Source organism: Plantactinospora sp. WMMC1484 (genome assembly GCF_049315195.1).
Classification (GTDB): Bacteria; Actinomycetota; Actinomycetes; order Mycobacteriales; family Micromonosporaceae; genus Plantactinospora.
In genome coordinates this window covers 666,230-681,104 of sequence record NZ_CP186055.1, presented here as the reverse complement: position 1 = coordinate 681,104, position 14,875 = coordinate 666,230, and the positions used below count along the sequence as shown (strand labels likewise).

The window sequence follows — 14,875 nt, the reverse complement described above, 5'->3', positions numbered from 1 at the left end:
ACCGATAGATCGGAATTCACGGCATCCGAACTCGGCACGCCGGATACCGGAGCGCCCCACGCGGACGACGGTGCCCGATCACCGAACGGGCCAGCCGGACGGACGTACGGCGGATCTCAGCCAACGCTCAGCCTCGGCGCCGTACGGTGAGAGCCATGCCTTCCCGACTGCTGGCGCGGCTGCGCCGTGCCCGGCCGACCCGACGCCGGACGGTGGCTGGATCGACCGTGCTGGTGCTGCTCGCCGCGCTGGTCGGCTGGGCGGTGTGGCCGGAGCGCCCGCCGTACTCCACAACGGATTCGATGATCACCGTCCGTTCCGGACCGGCCGGGGACCAGCCGGTCGATCTGGACAGCACGTTCTACCTGCCGGACGGAGCGAGCGCCGCCCGGCAGGTGCCGGCGGTGCTGCTGGCACACGGCTTCGGCGGTACGAAGCGCTCGGTGCGCGCCGACGCGGAGGATCTGGCCGAGCTGGGCTACGCGGTGCTGACGTACACCGCGCGGGGATTCGGGCGTAGTGGCGGGCAGATCCACCTGGACAATCCCGACTACGAGGTGCGGGACGCCGCCCGGCTGCTCGACTGGCTCGCGCAGCGGCCGGAGATCCGCCGGGACGCGGACGGCGATCCCCGGGTGGGCGTGGTCGGCGGCTCGTACGGCGGCGCCCTGGCGCTGCTGCTCGCCGCCCAGGACCAGCGGGTGGACGCGATCGTGCCGATGATCACCTGGCACGACCTGGCCCGCTCCTTCCTGCCCGAGTCCACCGGCCGGGAGCCGGTCGACGGCGTGTTCAAGAAGGGCTGGGCCGGGCTCTTCTTCGGCAGCGGCGGCGCGGCCGGCGCCGGCCTCGGCGGGCTGGCCGCACCCGGAGCCGCACCCGGAGCGGGCGAGGGCGGCGCGCCGGAGGCGGAAGAGGGCGGGGAGCCGGACTCCGCACAGGACTCCGGAGCGGGCTCCGTGCCCGGCTCCGGGCCGGACGCCGGTCGGGACCCGGTGCTCGGCACGGTGCCGGGTGCGGTGCCCGGCAGTACCCCGGCCGATCCCGCCTGCGGGCGCTTCGCCGCCGACGTCTGCGCCGCGTACCAGCGGATCGCCACCGCCGGCCGGGGCGACCCGGCGGCGGTGGAACTGCTCCGCCGTTCCAGCCCGGCCGGGGTGCTCGACCGGATCACGGCGCCCACGCTGCTGATCCAGGGCGCGGCGGACAGCCTCTTCCCGCTCGCCGAGGCGGACGCCAACGCCCGGGGCATCGCGGCCGGCGGCACCCCGGTCCGGGTCGCCTGGTTCACCGGCGGGCACGACGGCGGCGAGGGCCCGCAGACCGACCGGGACCGGCTGCGCTTCCTGATGGCGCAGTGGCTGGGTCACTACGTCAAGGGCGCAGGCGAGGCGCCCTCGACCAGCTTCACCTGGTCGCGGATTGCCGGCTTCGACGCGCTCGACCGTGGCCTGGTCGCCACCGGCTACTCCGTCACGGACTATCCCGGCGTCGGCGGCACGGCCGGTGCGGGCGAGTCGATCCCGGTCGCCGGCCCGGCGCAGCGGATCGCAAACCCGCCGGCCGGCAACCCGGCGGCGATCTCGACGCTGCCGCTCGGCGGCGGTTTCTCGTCGCTGCTCGACGGCGTCGCCGGTGACCTGCCCGGACAGCACGCCCGGTTCGAGTCGGCACCCCTGGACCGGGCAGTCGACGTGGTCGGGTCGCCAGCGGTCACCATCCGGGCCGCCTCGCCGACCGGCGAGGCGGTGCTCTTCGTCAAGCTCTACGACGTCGACCCGAACGGCCCGGCCGCGCTCCCCAACGGCCTGGTCGCCCCGGTACGGCTGACCGGCCTTCCCGCCGACGTCTCCGCCGCGACCCCGGTCCGGGTCACCCTGCCGGCGATCGTGCGCCGGATCGAGGCCGGGCACCGGCTGCGGATCGTGGTCGCCACCTCCGACCAGGGCTACGCCACGCCGGTCGAGCCGGTCACCTACACCGTGGCGCTCGGCGGGACGGCGTCCGGGACCGTACCCGGGATGCCCCCCGGCGCCGCCCTGACCGGCGCCGAGGTGTCGCTGCCGACCGTGGTCGGCGAGCCGATCGCCACCCCGGCGGCGCTCTGGCGCTGGGCGCTGGCCGGGCTGCTCGCCGCAATCGTGCTGGGGCTCGTCGTGGTGGTGGCCGTGCTCCGGCGCCGGCACCGCCGCCACGACACGTCGGTGCATCCCGAGTACGCCGACACCCCGCTCGTCGTCCGCGACCTGCGCAAGGAGTACGCCGACGGCTTCGTCGCGGTCTCCCGGATCGACTTCGAGGTGCACCGGGGCCAGGTCGTCGGCCTGCTCGGACCGAACGGCGCCGGCAAGACCACCACGCTGCGGGTGCTGATGGGGCTGACCCAGCCGACCACCGGCGAGATCCACGTCTTCGGTCACCGGCTGGTGCCGGGCTCCCCGGTGCTCTCCCGGATCGGTGCGCTCGTGGAGGGGCCGGGCTTCCTGCCACACCTGAGCGGCCTTGAGAACCTGCGGGCGTACTGGCGGGCGACCGGCCGACCGGAGGCGGACGCGCACTTCGAGGAGGCGCTGGAGATCGCCGGGCTCGGTGACTCGATCCACCGGAAGACCCGCAAGTACAGCCACGGCATGCGGCAGCGGCTCGCGATCGCGCAGGCCATGCTCGGCCTGCCGGAGCTGCTGGTGCTGGACGAGCCGACCGACGGGCTCGACCCGCCGCAGATCGCCGAGATGCGCCGGGTGCTGCGCCGGTACGCCACCGACGGCCGGGCGGTGCTGGTCTCCAGCCACCTGCTGGCCGAGGTGGAACAGACCTGCACGCACGCGGTCGTCGTACACAAGGGGGAGATCGTGGCGGCCGGGCGGGTCGAGGAGATCGTCGGCGAGTCGCCGAGTACCCAGTTCGACGTCTCCGACGTCGAGGCCGCCCGTGCCGTGCTGGACCGGCTGGCGGGGGTGCGGGTGCTGCCGGAGAGCAACGGCGCGCTGGTGGTCGACACCAACGGCACCGCCCGCAGCGAGGTGGTGGCCGAGCTGGTCCGGGCCGGTGTCGGAGTGGACCGGGTGGTGCCGAGGCGCCGCCTGGAGGACGCCTTCCTCGCCCTGGTCGGCGAGAACTCTCGGGGAAGCGGGGACCGCTGAGATGACCATCGGCACCGAGACCAGCGTGCAGACCGGGGCGGTGGACGCGGCCGGCGGAGCCGCCGGCTACCGGCCCCGGGGCACCCTCTCGATCGCGGCCGAGTGGCGCCGGCAGGCGTCCCGGCGGCGTACGCAGTTCTCACTCGGCTTCATGGTGCTGCTGCCGCTGATCATCCTGGTCGCCTTCGAGTTCGAGGGGTCCGGGGACGACGACAACGGCGGCGGCGAGTTCGGCAGCCTGATCGAGCTGGCCACCACCGGCGGGCTCAACTTCACCCTCTTCGCGCTGCTGGTCTCGTCGTCGTTCCTGCTGGTCGTGGTGGTGGCGCTCTTCTGCGGCGACACGGTGGCCAGCGAGGCGAGCTGGGGCAGCCTGCGCTACCTGCTGGCCGTGCCGGTGCCCAGGGCCCGGCTGCTGGCGGTGAAGCTGGTCGTCGCGCTCGGCTACTCGCTGCTGGCCCTGCTGCTGCTGGCCGGCACCGCCCTGCTCGCCGGCACCCTCCGGTATGGCTGGTCCCCCCTCTCCAGCACCGTCGCCGCGCAGATCCCGGCCGGCGAGGGGCTGCTGCGGCTGCTCGGCATCCTCGGCTATCTGGCGGTGGTGCTGCTGGTCGTGGCCGGCCTGGCGTTCCTGCTCTCGGTGAGCACCGACGCGGCGCTCGGCGCGGTCGGCGGCGCCGTGCTGCTCTGGATCCTCTCCAGCATCCTCGACCAGATCACCGCGCTCGGGGTGCTCCGGGACTTCCTGCCGACCCACTACAGCAGCGCCTGGCTCGGCCTGCTCTCCACGCCGGTGCAGACCGACGACATGGTCAGGGGCGCGATATCGGCGATCTGCTACGCCACCGCATTCTGGGCGATCGCCTTCTGGCGCTTCACCCGCAAGGACGTCGTGTCGTAGGAGGGCAGTAGGAGGGCAGGGAGACGGGCCGTTGCGGAGGGCGGTGCAACCTGTCGTGATCATCAGTTTCGGTCGGTCGGATACACCTGATGGTGCGCATCCCACCACAGGACGTGGAATACATCCTCGGCCCGGAATCCCCACAGCCGTCGTTCGCCGGAGATCCGGAACCTGAACAACTCCTCGAAGACCTCATCGAGGCGAAGCTCAACGATCCTGGCTTGCGCAGCAGCGCACACGTTCTTGATCGGGTACGCGTGGTGCTTCTTCTTCCGGTTGTGGCTCTGCCCTGTCATCTGGGCCATGAGCTCGCCCCAGGTGCACTGGCTGGCCTCACAGAGGAAGGTCAGGATTTCGTATGCGTCGCCGCTGTCGGACCGGGGCCACGACCACAGTCCGTCGTAGCCCCGGTCTACGTACTGAAATGAGAAAATCAACTTTCGGTCATTGCCCTGAGGCCGAACTATCGTTTTCGGCTGACGTTCGCCTGTGGCCTTTGCCAGGGCAGCCTTGTTGACCTTCGGGTTTTTCTTCGGTGACACAGGTGCCTACCGTTCGGCGCTACCGTCGCCCGCCCACTCGTCCCAGCTGATCTCGTCCACCGGGATCGCTTCCTCTGCGGTATCGATCGTCGAGTAGTACATCTGCATCGCCTCGGGCGTGATCTCGGCGCTCGACCGGGCTGTTGCCGGGAGGCCGCGCCGTGCGTGCGCCCAAGGGTCTTCCCCATGTGTCAGGTGGCTGAGCTTCCGGCCATCAAGATGTCCGTACGTGCGCAGCACGGCATCAATCGTCTCGCGCTCGGAGCGAGTGAGGTTGTCAGGGTTACCGAGCGGCAACTCCGAGACGGAGAACCGGCCGCGGTGCAAGGCGTACAGGTCGTAGACGACCGGCCCGTTGGCCCATGCCTGGATTCTCTCGGGAAACAGAGGTTCGTCGTCCCAGACGAGGTGCCATGCCTGCGAGTAGTAGACAAGCTTCTGGAGCTTCATCGACGACATCTCGCCTTGTTGGGCGAGAATGTAGGCGGCGACATCGTAGACGCTGGCCATGAGTTTCACCTCCTGCGGGCGTTCCCGGCGTCCGCTCTCGGGTGTGACCAGGGTAGCGGTTGCCTGCGACGGTTTTCCCACGATCAACGTTAAACACTCCTTGGCGTTTATAGGCGTTTTTGTGCCGTGATGCCCGATAATTTCCTTCTCCTTGGTTCCGCATCGTCGTAGCCGACACGCCATCATCGGAGGCGGGTACCTGACGGACATGGCACAGAGCGGACGCGCTGGCCTATAGTCGGCGGCGGTCGAGCCGCAGGTGGCGGCCTGGTGACTCTCTGACAGGGGGTGGGCCGGTGCTGGACCATGCCACCCGGGTCGGGCGACCGCCCCGGCGGATCAGTCGGTTTCTCGCCGAGGCGCGGCTGGGCTGGGTGGACGCCCGGCTGATGGTCACCATGCCCGGCCGGGAACGCGCGCTGCGCCTGGTCGCGGTGGTGCTCTTCGGGCAGCGGGCCAGCTACATCGTGCCGGCGCTGGTCGGGATGGACGGCGCCGCCGACCGCTACCACAGCCCGGCGCTGAACACGGCGCTGATGCTCACCGCGGTGCTCTGGAACGTCGCGCTCGGCGTGGCGGTGTGGCGGCGCGGCTGGTTCAGCTACCCGCACGTGGCGGTGGACGTGGGGATCGTCTGCGCGTTGCTGGTGGTGGTGAACATGAACATCCGGTCCGGCTACGAACTGTCGGCGGCGAACTGGGCCGGCAAGTTCGCCCTCGGCTCGGCGGCGCTGGTCGGCGCGGTGCTCACCCTGCCGAGGCTGCTCGCGGTGCTCGGGGTGCTGGTGCTGACCGCCGTGGTCGCCGCCTCCGTCCAGATCGGCGGGTTGCCGCCCCTGGAGTCCGGCTTCGTCAACCACATCAACTCGAGCATCTGGTTCGCGCTGGTGCTGCACTTCGCCCGCCGGTTCCTCTGCGCACAGGCGAGCGCGGTCGACGAGGCGACGCAGCGCCGGCTCGCCGCCGAGACGGCGACGGCGGCCGGCGAGGCGCGGTTCGCCGAGCGGCTGGACCACTACCGCCGGCTGCACGACACCGCACTGGCCACGCTGACCGCGATCGCCCGGGGCGGGCTGGACCACCGGGCCGAGGAGGTGCGGCGGCGCTGCGGCCGGGAGGCGGACTACATCCGGGGCCTGGTCACCGAGGACCGGGCGGAGGTGGTCAACACGCTCGGCACCAGCATCGCCGAGGTGGCGGCCGACGCGACCGCGCTGGGCCTGCGGGTGCACCTGCGCTCGGGAACCGTGCCGACCCAGCCGCCCCGGCACGTCGTACGGGCGATCTGCGACGCCACCCGGGAGGCGTTGAACAACGTCGCCCGGCACGCCGGCACCGGCGAGGCGTGGCTCACCGTCGAGTGGCACGACGGGGTGCTCGCCGTCCGCGTCGTGGACCGGGGAGTCGGCTTCGACGCCGACGCCGACGCCGACACCGCTGGCACCGGCGGCTTCGGCCTACGCCGCTCCATCGCGGAGCGGATGGCCGAGGTCGGTGGCGACCTGCACCTCTTCTCCGAACCGGGTCACGGCACCAGCGTCGAGCTGTTCTGGCCTGCGTCGCCGTCCTCGGAGGTGGCGGAGCGGTAGCGGTGCAGCCCGTCCTCCCGTACCCGGTCGGCGAGGTCGAGTTTGGTGTACGTGGGCCGGCCCGCGTCGGAGTACTTCGCCTTGACCCGGTCCAGGTACTGCTTGGCGGTGCCCGGCTGGATGCCGACCTTGCGGGCCGTCGCCGTCAACGTCATGCCGGAGGCGTAGGCGACCAGCACGGCCCGCTCCCGGGGCGAGAGCTTCGGCCGGTCCGGCCGCTCGTCGCAGGACCAGGCGAAGGCGAGCTCGGGGGAGTGTGCCACCTCGCCCCGGGCGACCGTCCGGATCGCGTCGGCCAGCGTCGGCAGGTCGTGGTCCTTGGTGAGGTAGCCCGACGCGCCGGCCCGCATCACGTCCACCCCGTGCACGACGTGCGGCACGACGCTCACCACGAGCACGGTCCGGTCGGCGGCGACCAATCGGCGGACGTTCTCGGCCGGGGCGGACCCGTCGGCCAGGAGCAGGTCGAGAACGACGACGTCGGCGCGCTCCGGTTCGGTATCCAGCAGGTGGTCGACGGTGGCGGCGGTGCTCACCAGCCGCAGGTCGGGTGCGGAGCCGAGCCAGGCCGCCATGCCGTCCAGCAGCATCCGGTCGTCGTCGACGACGGAGACCGAGATCACGGACACGATGGGCGACCTCGCCTTCCGCCGGGAGAGCGATCTGCGCAACAGAGCGATCTGCGGAACCGGTACCGGGGCCCGGCCGGTGGGCAGAATAACGGACATTATACCCAGGTTGTCGCACTGTCAAGACCGCAGTTTCGCTCTCTGGTAACTTCCCATGACGGTGAGTGATCATCCTCCGGGGGTTCGAGCCCGTGAACGGGGAACGGCCTGTGTCGCCCGGTACGTCGGAGAAGAGGGACCATCGGCGATGACCAGACGGAGCCAGCCCGGAACCCAGCCCGCCGAGCCGGCCCCGACGGGCCGCGGGGACGGCGACCGGTGACCGGAAGCGGCGCTGCCCATCTGGTACGGGCGGCGCTGGCCGCCGGGCGTCTGGCCCGGGTGCAGGTCACCGGCTCCGCGATGTCCCCGGCGCTCTCCGCCGGCACCGTCGTGGTCGAGCCGGTCGACTTCGCCGAGATCGACCCCGGCGACGTGGTCGCGTACCAGGCCGGCGATCGGATCGTGGTGCACCGGGTGGTCGCCCGGCGCCCCGGCCACCTGCTGACGGCCGGCGACAACCTGCCGCTCTACGACCCGCCCGTGCCCAGGGCGGCGGTGCTCGGCCGGGTGCCGCAGGTCGCCCCGCGTTCACCGGTCGCCCCCGCGGCCACGATGCCCGGCGGGCCGGCCGCCGCCCTTCCGGAGGGTGTCACGCTCTGGCTGGTCGGCGCGGCGGCCCGCGCCCTGCCGGAGAGCGACCACCAGCTCCCGGTGCCCGACACCCACCGCTCGGGGACCCTGGTCCGGATCCGCCATCTCGCGGGCGGCTCCGCCCTCCCGGACCGGGTACGCCGGGCGCTCGACGCGCTCGACGCGCTGGGCGGGGTGACGGTCGGCATCTCCCCGGCGGCGGTACGGCCGGTGGACGACCTGCGTACCGGCCTCGCCGGCCGGAGCACACCCGGCCAGGAGGTGCGCCGGCTCGACATCGTGCTCGGTTGCCGGTTCGGGCTTCCGGAGGGGTACCCCGGAGCCGGCACCACCGGCCCGGCCGGTGCCGACGACGAGGCGTGGTCGGCGGGGGTACCCACCGACGGCGAGCCGGTCATCGCCCCCGACGAGGTCGACCACCATCTGCGGACCGGGCCGCCGTTGCGAAGGACCGGGCCGGAGGGCGCGATCCGGGCCATCCTCGTCACGCTGGGCGTACCGTCGCTGCCGAGGTCTCCGGGCGGGCCGGCGGTGGACGGTTCCGCACCGGGCCTGGCGGCACGGTCCCGGACGCTGCGGCCGGCGTCCTAGCTCACCCACGGGCGGGTGGCTCGGGCAGGCGGCTCGGGGATGTAGCTCACACGCCGGGACGGGGTCGGGACAGCGGCCTGCCCGCCCCGTAGACTGGCGGCACAACTTCATACCTCATCCAGAGGGGCTGAGGGATACGGCCCGATGACGCCCCGGCAACCACTCCACGGCGGAGCAGGTGCCAATTCCGTCCCCGCCGCGCGGTGCGGCGCCAGGGAAAGATGAGAGGACGGCACATCGCCATGACGTCGATCATCGACGCGACCTCCCGCCAGACCACTCCGGTAGCGCCCAATCCCGCGCGCGCGCTGGTCTGTCGCGGCTGCGGCACCGAATACCCGCTGATCGCCCAGCACGCCTGCTACGAGTGTTTCGGCCCGCTGGAGGTCGGCTACGATTCGGCCGCGCTGGCCCGGGTCACCCGGGCCGACATCGAGGCCGGCCCGGGCAACCTCTGGCGGTACGCGGCTCTGCTCCCCACCGGCCAGGACCCGACCGCCCGGGTCACCCTCGACCCCGGGCTGACCCCGCTGGTGCCGGCCGCCGGCCTCGCCGCCGAGCTGGGCATCCGGGCACCACTCTGGGTCAAGGACGACAGCGCCAACCCCACCCACTCGTTCAAGGACCGGGTGGTGTCGGTGGCGCTGACCGCCGCCCGCGGCCTCGGCTTCACCCGGTTCGCCTGCGCCTCCACCGGCAACCTGGCGAACTCGGTCGCCGCGCACGCTGCCCGGGCCGGGGTGCCGTCGGTCGTCTTCATCCCCGGCGACCTGGAGCAGGGCAAGGTGGTCACCACCGCCGTCTACGGCGGGGACCTGGTCGCCGTCGACGGCTCCTACGACGACGTCAACCGGCTCTGCGGTGAGCTGGTGGAGACCGACGAGTTCGCCGACACCGCCTTCGTCAACGTGAACGTCCGGCCCTACTACGCCGAGGGCTCCAAGACGCTGGGCTACGAGGTCGCCGAGCAGTTGGGATGGCGGATCCCCGAGCAGGTGGTCATCCCGATGGCCAGTGGCGAGCTGCTCACCAAGATTGACAAGGCCTTCAGCGAGCTGGTCGAGATCGGGCTGGTCGAGGCGCCGGCCAACGGCTGGAAGGTCTTCGGCGCCCAGTCGGCGGGCTGCAACCCGATCGCCGCCGCGCTGCACGCCGAAACCGACGTGATCACCCCGGTCCGGCCGACCGGGATCGCCAAGTCGCTCAACATCGGCGACCCCGCTGCCGGCCTCTACGCCCTGGAGGCGGTGCGCCGGACCGGTGGCTGGATGGACCACGCCGACGACGACGAGATCCGGCAGGGGATCCGGCAGCTCGCCCGGACCACCGGCGTCTTCGCCGAGACGGCCGGCGGGGTGACGGTCGCGGTGCTGGGCAAGCTGGTGGCGAGTGGCCGGCTGGACCCGGACGCCGAGACCGTCGTCTACAACACCGGCGAGGGGCTCAAGACCCTGGACGCGGTCGCGGCACAGGTCGGTCCGACGTACCGGCTCAAGCCGTCGCTGCGCGCGGCCCGCGACGCCGGCCTACTCGGCTGACGCCGGCCTACTCGGCTGACGCCGGCCCGCCGGGGTCAAGTCGGCCCGCCCGACCGAAAAAGTCCAAGATTTTTTCGCGGCATCCTGCCGGCCCCGAACGGGCAAATGCACGTGCAACTTGCAGGTGAAACTTTAGGGGCTCCTCCGACGAGTGTCATTTCCGGCGGTGTGGATGCAGTGCGTAGCTGCTGTTTTGCCGCCCGTGACGAAAACACGCGGTCGAGGGCTTGACGCCCGCATCTGCAGGACGCAAGATGCTCCGTGCGGGAGGGCGCACCGCCGTAGACTTTCTAAGCTCTTACGACCCAACGCCGGAGGCGTTGTGCGGGCGCCCCTCCCGACCAAATCTTCCCGGGCCGGCCGGTGTCGCCGCACGCTCTCGGGCTCAACGCCGATCCAGCAACGTCGGTGACGGGCTCGTCGATATTCGGTCGCGCCCGCGTCGTGCAACCGGCACGCTCCACTCCATGGACATCGTGGTCACTCCGCTGGACGTCGCCGACGCCGCCGCCGTCGAGCGGGCGTACGAGATCGAGGCCGCCGTGCGGGCACACGTCCAGCCGGACATGCCACCGGCCTCCCGGCGGCGCTTCGTCGTCGGGCTCCGCCAAGGGTGGCCCGGTGACGAGCAACGGCCCGCGCTCGGCTACCTCGACGGCGTGCCGGTGGGCTATCTGAACGTCATGCTGCCGCAGTTGGAGAACCGGGAGAACGCCAGCCTCGCGCTCGCGGTCCACCCCGGATACGCGCGCCGGGGCGTCGGGCGGGCGCTCTACGAGTACGCCGTGCGGATGCTCCGCGACCTGGGTCGCAAGCGGGTCATCGGCGAGGTCGTCAACATGAACCCGGACGCCGCCGCGACGATGCCCGGCGACGCCTTCGCCGCCGCGATGGGCGCCCGGCCGGCCCTGGCCGACGTACGCCGCCGGCTCGACCTGACCGCACTCGACGAACCGGCACTCGACCGCCTCTTCGCCGAGGGCATGGCCCGGGCCGAGGGCTACTCGATCGTGCGCTGGCGCGGCGACACCCCGGAGGAGTACGCCGCCGACGTGGCCTACCTGGACAGCCGGCTCATCGAGGACGCACCCATCGGCGACCTCACCTGGGAGCCGGCCAGGCCGGACGTGCCCCGGCTGCGCGAGATGGAGGCCGCGCACCGCGCGCGGGGCCAGGAGTGGTACAACAGCGCCGCCCGGCACGACGCGACCGGCCGCCTGGTGGCCTGGACCGGGATCGGCATGAACGAGGGCTGCGACTGGCACGCCTTCCAGCAGATCACCCTGGTCGAGCCGGGGCACCGGGGGCACCGGCTCGGCACCGTGATCAAGATTGACAACCTGCGGCACATCCGGGAGCACGAGCCGGCCCTGCGGGTCATCGACACCTTCAACGCGGCGAGCAACGACTACATGATCTCGATCAACGAGGCACTCGGTTTCCGTGCCGTCGCCGGACTCAACACCTGGCAGGCCACTCTCTGACCGGCGCCGCCCACCGGCTGGCCAGCGCCGTCCCGGAGCAGGCGGGAGGCTGGGGCGGGCCGGCCCGGTGCGGCATGATGGCGGGATGACGGAGACCCCGCACCCCCTCTTCGCCCGGCACACCGACACCCTGGAACGGGCGCTGACCGCGATCACCGAACGGTCCTACTGGTCCGCGTACCCCGAGTCACCCAGCCCTCGGGTCTACGGCGAGACCGCCGCCGCCGAGGGCGAGGCGGCCTACCGGGCGTACCTGGGCGGGAAGTTCCCGCTCGACCAGCCCGGCACCGGCGACTGGGTGGGCACCGAGGCGAGCCCGTTCGGGATCGACCTCGGGGTGAGCTACCCGCACGCCGACCCGGAGGTGCTGCTGGCCGCCGCCACGACCGCGCTGCCGGCCTGGCGGGACGCCGGCCCGCAGACCCGGGTCGGGGTCTGCCTGGAGATCCTCGCCCGGCTGCACGCCAACATCTTCGAGCTGGCACACGCGGTGCACGCCACCACCGGGCAGGCCTTCGTGATGGCGTTCCAGGCCGGCGGGGCGCACGCCCTGGACCGGGCGCTGGAGGCGCTCGCCTACGCGTACCAGGAGATGACCCGGCACCCGGCGACGGCGGCCTGGGAGAAGACGGCCGGCCGGGGCGACCCGCTGCGGATGACCAAGACCTTCCACGTGGTGCCGCGCGGTGTGGCGCTGGCGGTCGGCTGCAACACCTTCCCGACCTGGAACAGCTACCCCGGCCTCTTCGCCTCGCTTGTCACCGGCAACCCCGTCGTGGTCAAGCCGCACCCCCGGGCCGTGCTGCCGCTCGCCGTCACCGTCCGGTACGCCCGCGAGGTGCTGGCCGAGGCCGGCTTCGACCCCAACCTGATCCTGCTCGCGGCCGAGGCGCCCGGCGAGGGGCTCGCCTCCACGCTGGCGCTCCGCCCCGAGGTGCGGATCGTCGACTTCACCGGCTCCACCGAGTATGGCGACTGGCTGGAGGCGAACGCCCGCCAGGCCGCCGTCTACACGGAAAAGGCCGGCGTCAACAGCATCGTGGTCGACTCGACCGACGACTTCGCCGGGATGTGCCGCAACATCGGCTTCTCGCTGACGCTCTACAGCGGACAGATGTGCACCACCCCGCAGAACATCCTCGTGCCCGCCGCCGGGATCGACACCGACCAGGGGCACAAGAGCGTCGACGAGGTCGCCGCCGGCATCGCCGGAGCGGTCGGCAAGCTCACCGGCGATCCGGCCCGCGCGGTCGAACTGACCGGCGCGGTCGTCAACGACGGCGTACTGGCCCGGCTCGACGAGGTCGCCGGGGTCGGCGAACCCGTGCTGCCGTCCCGGCCGGTGGAGCACCCGAGCTACCCGGGCGCGGTGGTGCGTACGCCGCTGATCGCCAAGCTCGGCGCCGACGAGATCGGCACGTACGGGCGGGAGTGGTTCGGGCCGATCTCGTTCGTGGTCGCCACCGACTCCACCCCACACAGCCTGGCGGTCCTGCGCCAGACCGTCGCCGAGCGGGGCGCACTGACCGCCTCGGTCTACTCCACCGACCCCGCCGTGCTGGACGCCACCGAGACGGTGGCGATCGAGACCGGGGTGCATCTCTCCTGCAACCTCACCGGCGGCGTCTTCGTCAACCAGTCGGCGGCGTTCTCCGACTTCCACGGCAGCGGCGCCAACCCGGCGGCGAACGCGGCACTGACCGACGGCGCCTACGTCGCCAACCGCTTCCGCGTGGTCCAGGCCCGCCGACACCTGTAAGGAAGGGCCCCCGCTTATCGCTTTCTGTAGAAGAAGGGCCCCTTCCTAACCGGGTCGGGCGGGTGCGGCGCCCGACCGGGCGGTGCGGCGCATCTGTAGTTCACGGAGCGTGGGCAGGACGGGGTGCGCCACCCGGACCCCGGTGTCGACGAATCCGAGCCGCTCGTAGGCGCGTACCGCCCGGTTGTTGCCGACCACGACCTCCAGCAGCAGCTCCGGCCGGCCGGCCGCCGCCGACCAGGCGCCCACCGCGTCGACCAGGGTGGCCAGCAGCCCGCTGCCCCGCCAGGCCGGGGTGAGGTAGACGGCGAAGACCACGGTGGCTCCGGGGTCGCCGGGCACCACCTGCCCGCCGGCGTGTCCGACGATCCGGCCGTCCACCTCGGCAACGAATGCGGCCATCCTGGGGCCGGTCGACATACCGGCGATCCGGGCCGCGAACTCGGCGTGCGGCCGGGCCGCCGCGTCGGCGACCGTCTCCAGGAAGGCCAGCGGCGAGTCCGCGAGCATTTCCAGCCGTATCGCCCGGACCCGGGCGGCGTCGGCGGGGCGTACCCGGCGGACCGGCGGCAGGTCGAGGCTGCCCCGGGGTCCGGAATCGATCGCACCGCCGGCCCGGTGGGGAGGAGCCGTTCCGGAGCGGCCGGCGGCGGGCCCGGAGTCCGGATCGGCGGTGGTCTGCGGGGTGGGAGCCGGCACGTCGGTCATGGTCGCACGCCGTACGGCGACCAGTTTCGGCGGGTAACGGGGCCTTGCAGGTTTCTGCGCATACCCCGGTGACCTGGGCAACGACGGCCGCCAATAGGTGAGAGGTGGAAAGCGACCGCCCGGTTGCCCGCCTCGTGCCCGTTTTGGACTAGTGCGCTGTGACCCGACCTTGGTGTACGGTGCGGGTTCGGCCGCTCGATTCGTGAGATCCGATCACCGCATGATCCATTAGGGGAAAGCGAGTCGGCGGCCCCGGCAGGCTATGTCGTCGCCGGAGCTCGGGCAGCTCCGACGCGACCGAAGTAAGGAAGTGCACCGTGGCGCAGGGCACCGTGAAGTGGTTCAACAGCGAAAAGGGCTACGGCTTCATTGCCGTCGATGGCGGGCAGGACGTCTTCGTCCACTTCTCCGCGATCGAGATGGACGGTTACAAGGCGCTTGACGACGGTCAGCGCGTCGAGTTCGAGATCGCCCAGGGCCAGAAGGGCCCACAGGCGGAAAAGGTCCGGGTCATCGCCTGAGCTGCCGGGCCACCGCCCGTAGCTCTCACGGACCTCTCCTTCTTCAATCACCCGGACGTTAGGCCCCACCCCGGACGGAGGCCGCCGGTACGACGCCCGTCGGATCCGGTGTGGCCGCGCGTCCGGGAGGGCACGTGCGGCCGGTTCTTTCCGGGGCAGAGGAATTCGATCCCTGATTTCCAGATCCCGAGCTTTCCGACCGCTTGGGATGCCCTTTGTCCCGCTTGGGATGCCCTTTGTCCGGGCTGTGCCCGACTACCGTGCGGC

Annotated in this window: 12 protein-coding genes and 1 riboswitch; of the genes, 8 read left to right on the top strand and 4 right to left on the bottom strand. The window is 72.0% G+C overall.

Annotation, left to right across the window (positions count from 1 at the left end; genetic code table 11):
• The first annotated feature begins 155 nt into the window (after window positions 1-155).
• Both ACN28C_RS03000 and ACN28C_RS02995 read left to right on the top strand, forming a co-directional pair.
• Window positions 156-3,143 carry an alpha/beta fold hydrolase gene (locus tag ACN28C_RS03000; RefSeq protein ID WP_422772085.1) on the top strand — a complete coding sequence of 996 codons (2,988 nt, stop codon included), beginning with the start codon at window positions 156-158 and terminating at the stop codon, window positions 3,141-3,143.
• A 1-nt stretch (window position 3,144) separates the two neighbouring features.
• Complete coding sequence (locus ACN28C_RS02995; RefSeq protein ID WP_422772084.1) at window positions 3,145-4,044, top strand: ABC transporter permease subunit; 900 nt, start codon at window positions 3,145-3,147, stop codon at window positions 4,042-4,044.
• 62 nt (window positions 4,045-4,106) lie between these two features.
• Here the strand turns inward: ACN28C_RS02995 and ACN28C_RS02990 are convergent, their stop codons facing one another.
• On the bottom strand, window positions 4,107-4,586 hold the full coding sequence (locus tag ACN28C_RS02990; RefSeq protein WP_422772083.1) for a hypothetical protein: 480 nt from the start codon (window positions 4,584-4,586) through the stop codon (window positions 4,107-4,109).
• 6 nt (window positions 4,587-4,592) lie between these two features.
• Complete coding sequence (locus ACN28C_RS02985; RefSeq protein WP_422772082.1) at window positions 4,593-5,096, bottom strand: Panacea domain-containing protein; 504 nt, start codon at window positions 5,094-5,096, stop codon at window positions 4,593-4,595.
• Window positions 5,097-5,392: 296 nt separating this feature from the next.
• Here ACN28C_RS02985 and ACN28C_RS02980 point away from each other — a divergent pair, with 296 nt between their 5' ends.
• Entirely contained in the window at window positions 5,393-6,685 is a 1,293-nt protein-coding gene (locus tag ACN28C_RS02980; RefSeq protein WP_422772081.1) for a sensor histidine kinase, read from the top strand.
• On the opposite strand, the gene ACN28C_RS02975 is transcribed toward ACN28C_RS02980, so the two are convergent.
• Window positions 6,622-7,314: a response regulator gene (locus ACN28C_RS02975; protein ID WP_422772080.1), complete on the bottom strand. Its 693-nt coding sequence runs from the start codon at window positions 7,312-7,314 to the stop codon at window positions 6,622-6,624. The two genes, ACN28C_RS02980 and ACN28C_RS02975, sit on opposite strands and share 64 nt — an antisense overlap.
• Before the next feature lie 318 nt (window positions 7,315-7,632).
• On the opposite strand from ACN28C_RS02975, the gene ACN28C_RS02970 reads away from it, so the two are divergent.
• From ACN28C_RS02970 to paaN, 4 genes are all read left to right on the top strand, one after another.
• Complete coding sequence (locus ACN28C_RS02970; RefSeq protein ID WP_422772079.1) at window positions 7,633-8,598, top strand: S24/S26 family peptidase; 966 nt, start codon at window positions 7,633-7,635, stop codon at window positions 8,596-8,598.
• Window positions 8,599-8,709: 111 nt separating this feature from the next.
• Window positions 8,710-8,826: riboswitch (SAM riboswitch) on the top strand.
• 14 nt (window positions 8,827-8,840) lie between these two features.
• Complete coding sequence (gene thrC / locus ACN28C_RS02965; RefSeq protein ID WP_422772078.1) at window positions 8,841-10,136, top strand: threonine synthase; 1,296 nt, start codon at window positions 8,841-8,843, stop codon at window positions 10,134-10,136.
• 467 nt (window positions 10,137-10,603) lie between these two features.
• Window positions 10,604-11,620, top strand: a complete 1,017-nt coding sequence (locus tag ACN28C_RS02960) for a GNAT family N-acetyltransferase (RefSeq protein ID WP_422772077.1) — start codon at window positions 10,604-10,606, stop codon at window positions 11,618-11,620.
• Between the two features lie 85 nt (window positions 11,621-11,705).
• Complete coding sequence (gene paaN / locus ACN28C_RS02955; protein ID WP_422772076.1) at window positions 11,706-13,379, top strand: phenylacetic acid degradation protein PaaN; 1,674 nt, start codon at window positions 11,706-11,708, stop codon at window positions 13,377-13,379.
• Between the two features lie 45 nt (window positions 13,380-13,424).
• On the opposite strand, the gene ACN28C_RS02950 is transcribed toward paaN, so the two are convergent.
• The gene (locus ACN28C_RS02950) at window positions 13,425-14,087 is read right to left on the bottom strand and encodes a GNAT family N-acetyltransferase (RefSeq protein WP_422772075.1); all 663 of its coding nucleotides are present in this window, start codon (window positions 14,085-14,087) and stop codon (window positions 13,425-13,427) included.
• A 317-nt stretch (window positions 14,088-14,404) separates the two neighbouring features.
• Between ACN28C_RS02950 and ACN28C_RS02945 the strand changes: the two genes are divergently transcribed.
• On the top strand, window positions 14,405-14,608 hold the full coding sequence (locus ACN28C_RS02945; protein ID WP_033342363.1) for a cold-shock protein: 204 nt from the start codon (window positions 14,405-14,407) through the stop codon (window positions 14,606-14,608).
• Window positions 14,609-14,875 lie beyond the last annotated feature (267 nt).

What these genes read in the sequence shown, in the direction of transcription:
- thrC (WP_422772078.1), top strand. Translation starts at nt 8,841, where the DNA reads ATGACGTCGATCATCGACGCGACCTCCCGCCAGACCACTCCGGTAGCG.
- ACN28C_RS02960 (WP_422772077.1), top strand. Translation starts at nt 10,604, where the DNA reads ATGGACATCGTGGTCACTCCGCTGGACGTCGCCGACGCCGCCGCCGTC.
- paaN (WP_422772076.1), top strand. Translation starts at nt 11,706, where the DNA reads ATGACGGAGACCCCGCACCCCCTCTTCGCCCGGCACACCGACACCCTG.
- ACN28C_RS03000 (WP_422772085.1), top strand. Translation starts at nt 156, where the DNA reads ATGCCTTCCCGACTGCTGGCGCGGCTGCGCCGTGCCCGGCCGACCCGA.
- ACN28C_RS02950 (WP_422772075.1), bottom strand. Translation starts at nt 14,087, where the DNA reads ATGACCGACGTGCCGGCTCCCACCCCGCAGACCACCGCCGATCCGGAC.
- ACN28C_RS02985 (WP_422772082.1), bottom strand. Translation starts at nt 5,096, where the DNA reads ATGGCCAGCGTCTACGATGTCGCCGCCTACATTCTCGCCCAACAAGGC.
- ACN28C_RS02995 (WP_422772084.1), top strand. Translation starts at nt 3,145, where the DNA reads ATGACCATCGGCACCGAGACCAGCGTGCAGACCGGGGCGGTGGACGCG.